The organism is Pseudomonas syringae, from assembly GCF_021606685.1.
Taxonomy (GTDB): Bacteria; Pseudomonadota; Gammaproteobacteria; order Pseudomonadales; family Pseudomonadaceae; genus Aquipseudomonas; species Aquipseudomonas syringae_R.
Map to the genome: position 1 here is coordinate 184,485 of NZ_WKCB01000002.1, position 6,186 is coordinate 190,670.

Consider the following 6,186-nt stretch of genomic DNA (forward strand, 5'->3'; position numbering starts at 1 on the left):
GCAGTGTTCAAGCTGGCCTTCTTTGTGCCCGACAGCCATGTGGAGACGGTGAAAACCGCCGTCTTCGCCGCCGGCGGCGGGCGCATCGGCGACTACGACAGCTGCGCCTGGCAAGTGCTGGGCCGCGGCCAGTTTCGCGCGTTGGACGGCAGCCAGCCGTTTATCGGGCAAGTGGGCCAGGTTGAGGCGGTCGAAGAATGGAAGGTCGAGCTGGTGGTGGCCGATGAGCTGATCAAGGCGGTTGTGGCCGCGTTGAAGCTCAGCCACCCGTATGAAACACCGGCTTATGAAGTATGGCAGCTGGCGGATTTCTGATCCGCTGGCTGTAAAACAGGAAACCCGCTGGGCCCTTACGGCCAGCGGGTTTTTTGTTGGGTGCAGTCTTTACTTCGCAGGAGTCAGTTTGACCTCTGCTTCAAGCATTTTGAACAAGGGGAACAGCTGCTTGTAACGTTTTTCCTTTTTGCCCCAGCGATCGATGAAAAACATTCCGTTGTCGTCCACTTGAATCGGCGTAGTGACGATTTCTCCCGTACTGGAGCGATGTACCAGCCGGGTTTCCGCTCTCGATGGCCGCTCGATCAGATAGTCCCCGGGGCGGGTCAGTTTCGCCCGGTCAACCGGTACGAAGGCGATGGGGGTCGGATAGCCGGCTTTGCCGACTTCGAGCTTGAAGTCACTGCGCATGGCAACCGACGTGAGGCTGTCGAAATCGCTTTCCCAGTAGCCTTGGTGAATGCCTCGGGCAAGTGCCGGCGTGCTATCCCGCACATTCAGGCTGACGGCACCCAGCATTTCGGCCAGCCCCGGCACGCCATCGTTGTTATTGGTGTGGGCGCTGCCGACAAAAGCGATCCACTTGTGCGGGCCTTGCGCCGCCTGGTCGGCTTCGATGACCCTGGTGGCGAAATAACTGAATATCTGGTTTCGCGACAGCTTGGTCGACGACGGCCCTTTGAGGTGATAGCTGGCGGCGCAGTCCAGGGCCCGCACGCGAATGCCATATTTATTCGCGGCCTGCACCACTTGAGTGTAGGTATCGGGGCCGCTGTACCCCCGCATGTGCCCTTGATCCTGACTGTTGAGATAAGCCTTGAGGCGGTCGGGCATGCGCTGGGTACGGTGGAACAGATCCAGCTCGGCCTGATGCATATCGGTGAGCAGGTGTTCGACATAGAGGGTCTTGAAGCCGGCCTCCTTGAGGGTTTTCATCTGCGTTCTGAGGAACTCCTTGCTGGCTTCATGACCATGGCCTTCCCCGATCAGTAACCCGGACAGCCGGCTTTCGCTGACCTGTTGGATAAACGCTTGCGGTGTGGTGGTTGCCGTGACCACCGGCAGCGTCGGCCGGGCGGGCGGTACATAGTCGGTGAAGAAGGTTTTGGCGCTGGTGTTCAACCGTGAGCGTGTGTCGATGAATGAGTCGTAGGCGGGCTTGCGTGATTTGGTCAGCAGCCCGAATGAGCTGTCCAGGCCATGGGGCTCCTGCGCCAGCTGGCCGATATCGTCGATGAAGGCCGGCGCTATGTCGAATTCGCTGAAGTGTTCAACGACAGCGGTGGGCGCCGATACAGGCGGTGGGGCAAGCTCGGCCGCCTTGTAGGCGGTAGGCAGGGTCATAAGGTAGTCGCCCTTGGCTTGGGCGTCGCCGGGTATCGAGCCAGGCGTATCAATACGAATGCCCACGGGCTGGTCCGTGCCGACATCTTCAATGCGCAGTGCGACAGCGTCATGCAGGTCTGCCATGCCTGGCGTCTGCTCGAACGTGCGCAGGCGCGACGGCTCCACCAGAGCCACCCAGCGTTCCTGCGGGGTGTCGGCCGTATCTGCTTGGATGGCCTTATGCGAGTAGAAATTTCGCAGGCGGTTGTTGCGTGGCGTGGTGGGCGGCGTGTCGCCCAGGATCAGGGCGCTGTCCAGTTGGTAGGACGTCGACACGTCCAGAGCCTTGATCGTCAGGCCTTTTTCTCGCGCCTTGCTGACCAGCGCCAGATACGAGTAGGGCGCGTTCGATGCAAAGCCCATGGCCTTGTCGACGGTTTTCAAGTGCAACTGAATATGGCGCCAGGATTGTCCGCTGTTGAGTTTCTCCAGTTTTTTGCTGAACACATCCCCCGGCAAGTATTCCAGGTACAGCGTTTTGAAGCCCCGTTGAATCAGGGTATCCAGGTTGTCGATCAGCACCTGTTTGCCGGCAATGGAGCCGGGGAGGGCGCCGACGATCAAGTGCTTGTTGCCGCTGAACGCCTCGCTGCCAAGCAGTTGGGCGAATGAGGCACTGGCCTCGACAGCCGGCACACTCGTCACCGCAGGCAGCGGCACAAACGCCTGGTAAAACGCCTGGGCGTCGGTGGCCAGGCGCGACACCTGCTCCTGATACGCACCCCGTGCCTTGCGCAAGTGCAGCACGGTGTTTTCCAGCGGTATTTCCTGAGGGAGTTGCATCACTTTGGCAGACTCGACCAGGTTGCTTTTCATCTGCGGGTCGAGGATGGATTCAACGTCACGCCAATGTTTCGCAGGGACTCCGTAATCCACAAGGGGCCCGGGGGTTTGCGGCACGGTTTCATATTTGGGCGCGCCACCGGCCAACCCGCTGCGTACCCACACGCCTTGAGCATCGGGCTCGGCCAGGCGGGCGGTAGACACCAGGTTGCCGCTGGCAGGATCAACGCGATGCAGCAAATACCGGCCTAACGCATCCGGGGTAGTGGGCGCCCATAACGCCTGGCCATCGAAGATAACCGGTTGCATGCCGTGCGGGGTGGGCGACGCGGCTTCCAGTTGGTTGATCAGTTGCATCGTACGCCTTTGCCCGGTATCGGCAGCACTCAGGCGCAGCGGTTTGGCCACGGGGCTGAGTGAGCGCAGGGCGGGGCGTAGGTCGGTAAACAGCGCGCCGGCGCTGTTGAACAGGTAGCCGAGGAAATGCTCGAAGGCGGCGGAAGTGTCGCCCTGGTTGTAGGCATGCCAGGCCAGCATAGCGTCCTTGAAGGCCAGTAACAGGCCGACACTCAGGCTCAGCACCGGAAACGGCGCTGTGGCAACCGCCGCTACCCACTCGATGCAGGTCCAGAGAATGCCGGTGATCATCTGTGTGCGGCTTACGGTGGTGGCTTTAACGTCGTCTATGCGGCGTTGCAGTTTCATGTTGTACAGCGCCTGGCGCATATCGGTCACCGGCGCAACGCCGCGCGTGATGTCGTAGCGCGCAGGGCTGACGCTGGTTTCGTCCAGTTGTTCGGGGAGGTTGCGCCTGGCATCTTCAAGGAAGTTGCGAACCCGCGTGCGCGATTGCACACCCACCCGTTCGGCGAGGTAATCGACCATGCCCGGCTGCTTTTTCAACAGGTAATTGAACAGCCGTGCCTCGCGAAAGCTGATGCCATCGGGGGCATGCGGGGTGTAGAGCATCACGGGGTTGTCCGCGTGGGTGAACAGCCAGGCGCCGATGACCCAATCGCCATCGATCATCAGGCGATGAATGGCGTAGCGGTTGCGGGTCTGCACCGAGGTGTCGCCCATGCCGGCGATGCACTGGTCCAGCCATTGCTGGTCAACCTCGGCGAAATGGCCTTGCAGGTGGTGCTCGAGGGCGGCGATTTGTAACTGCCATTGAGTGATGGCCAGCACCGTATTGCGCCGGATCTCATAAGAGGGCTCGCGGCTGTTCAGCAGCGTGTCCCGCACCTTTTTGATGTAGCGTTCGCCGATCCACACGCCTGTGATCGAGCGCGCCACGTTTTGTGCGGTCAGTGGGCTCAGGTCGACGCCTTGCGGGCCTTTGAAGTGTGCCGAACGGGAGAATTTTTCGTCGATAAGCCCTACGCCATCGGCGTAGCCGTTGCGATACAACTGGGTATAGGTTTGCGGCGCAGGTGTCCACACACCGATCAGCGCGGGCGGCGAGTAGACCCATACGCTGTTGGGGTCGACATCGTTGCCTGGCCGACCGAGCATCTGGTTCAAACGCAGCTGCGCCTGTTGGTGCGCGTAGTTGTCGAAGCTTGGAAAGCTGGCTTCCGAAAACGCCTGGGTGTTATAGACCCGCAGTGTGTTGTTGGCGTTTTCGTTCAGCGTCAGCAGCTTTCTGCGCTGTTCGGCGCTGGCCGAGCGAAACCACAACGGCGTGCTGAAATCATAGTCATCCACCCGTGTGCGCAATGCATGCTCGGCCATTGATTGCAGGCAAGCCTGATAGCTCAGCGCAGTGTTGAAGGTGACCTCTTGATGTTCCTGGCTATGGGGCTTGAAGCCCAGGCCAGCCAGCACGGTGTTCATGGTGGCGCGAAAACGCATGGGCAGGCGCGTGATCAGGTAATCGGTGAGGCTGCTGGAAGCCGCCTCGATGCCGTTATCCACAGCCCAGCCCAGGATATGGGCCTGGCACTGCGCTTCGCTGTCGAAGGCCATGAATTGCTGTGCCCGCGGTGCCTGCGGAGTGCACAGCAGCACGCGCTTGATCGTACCGGTGCTATCGGCCTGGCGCAGTGCCCACAGGTCCAGCAGTTGCGCACCATGCAGGGACAGCATGCCGGAGCCCAGGCTGGCGGCGCTCAGTAGCGGGTCGCTGCCGGCGCGCAGGCGCTGGATCAACTGGAAGTCATCGTCACTCAAGTGGCTTTGCAGCACGGCGGTGTAGGCCAGCGCATTGATCCGCCGGTCCAGCATCTGTTCGATGGCCTGCCTGAGCGCGGGACGGCCATGCAGGTCCTGTTGCACCTGGGCAAAATCGATACGCGGCTGCAGGATGTTCAGCTGCTTCGCGAGCCAGGCGGGGGTGAGGTCGTTGTACGCCTCGGGCAGTGCTGCACCGTGATAAGTCAGCGTGGTGTTTTGCACAAAGTCCGAGCCCGGCAATTCGTCGCCGGTGTGCAAGCCACGCAGGGCCAGGTCGATCAGGTTGCGCTGTTGTTCATAAGCGTCCAGGCCGGGCATCTGACGTCGGGTGGTGACCAGCAGGTGCTCGGGCTGCAAGTCGTCAATCTCCAACTCGTCGCTCAAGCGCTCACGTAACTGATGGGCGGCCAGGGTGTGGAGTGTGGCGGCTGGGCCGAGCAGGTCAAGCAGCGTCTGGCGCGCTTGGTCGTACTGCCCCAGATGTACCGCCAGTTCGGCACGCCGGGTATCGCTGGCGCTGCGATACCAGTCAGGCGCAGTCTGGCGCAGGTGGCGTTCGAGCAGGCCCTGGGCGCGCAGTTCAAGGCGGGCGCTGAAGTCGGGCGGGGTCGTGGTGATGGCGGTGTCGAGGGCGCTGTGTAATTGGGCCGGGTCGCGACTCGGGTTGTCGGCGAAGCTCAGCGCGTAATCGATATCCTGCGTGCGCTTGTCCACCTGGGTATCGAACAGGTGTTCGAACAGCGGCTTTTCGTTGATGCTTGCCAGCTCCAGCGGCCAGATGCCCGCCGCCGTCAGGGTGTGGTAACGCCGGGGCAGCAGCATCATGAACTCATGGCGGCTGTTGGGGTGGTTGATGAGTTGCAGCAGGCGCTCGTTGAGTTCGCCCAGTGAGTCGAACACTTCAATGCCCCGCACCGGCGTGAACAACAGCACCCGCCCGACAGCTTCGGTGGCGGTCAACGACGTAACGGTCGGGCTGTTGTTTTGCGTGGCGACAAAGGCGCCTGCCAGCTCGATGGTTTTATCCTGATAGTCGAACCTCAGGGCATACAGGCCCGGACGCAGGGAAGGGGCCGACCGCACCTGCGCCAGCATGGCACTGTCTTGCGGGTGCAGCAGGCGATCCTGAACACCCAGCCGTGCCTCGTACTCCAGGGCCGTAAGCCCCGCCGCGTCGATCAGGAACGACTTGCGTGAGCCGCCGTTGATCGGCTCGCGCAGGTCCATGTCCAGCAGCTCGGCGTTGAGACTGCGCTTGAGTGTGTCGACCAGTGCCTGCCCTTGTGTGCTGTGCAAGTCACTGCCGGACAACGCTTCGTAAAGTTTGCGGCTCTTGGCGAGCAGGGTTTGGTAATGGATTTTGAGCAGCTTGTTCACACGCTCCAGATAAGCCTGCTCGGCAGACGGTTGGTGTTCGGGCAGCAACTGTGCCGGGCTCAGAAACAGGTGGCTGCCGATCTGGTGGAGCGAGCCTTTGATATCTTCGAATGACAAGGTGGAAGTGCTCATCGGCACATTCTCCATGCTAAGGGTTAGAGGCCTCAGCTTGGGGAAGGGGACGGGGGG

2 protein-coding genes are annotated in these 6,186 nt (G+C 61.3%); one reads left to right on the top strand and one right to left on the bottom strand.

The window, feature by feature from the left end; translation table 11 throughout:
• Positions 1-3: 3 nt before the first annotated feature.
• The gene (locus tag GIW02_RS01730; protein ID WP_236421758.1) at positions 4-315 is read left to right on the top strand and encodes a Nif3-like dinuclear metal center hexameric protein; all 312 of its coding nucleotides are present in this window, start codon (positions 4-6) and stop codon (positions 313-315) included.
• Positions 316-384: 69 nt separating this feature from the next.
• Here the strand turns inward: GIW02_RS01730 and GIW02_RS01735 are convergent, their stop codons facing one another.
• A complete protein-coding gene (locus GIW02_RS01735; RefSeq protein WP_236419363.1) occupies positions 385-6,129 on the bottom strand; it encodes a membrane-targeted effector domain-containing toxin in 5,745 nt (1,914 codons plus the stop codon).
• Positions 6,130-6,186: the final 57 nt, after the last annotated feature.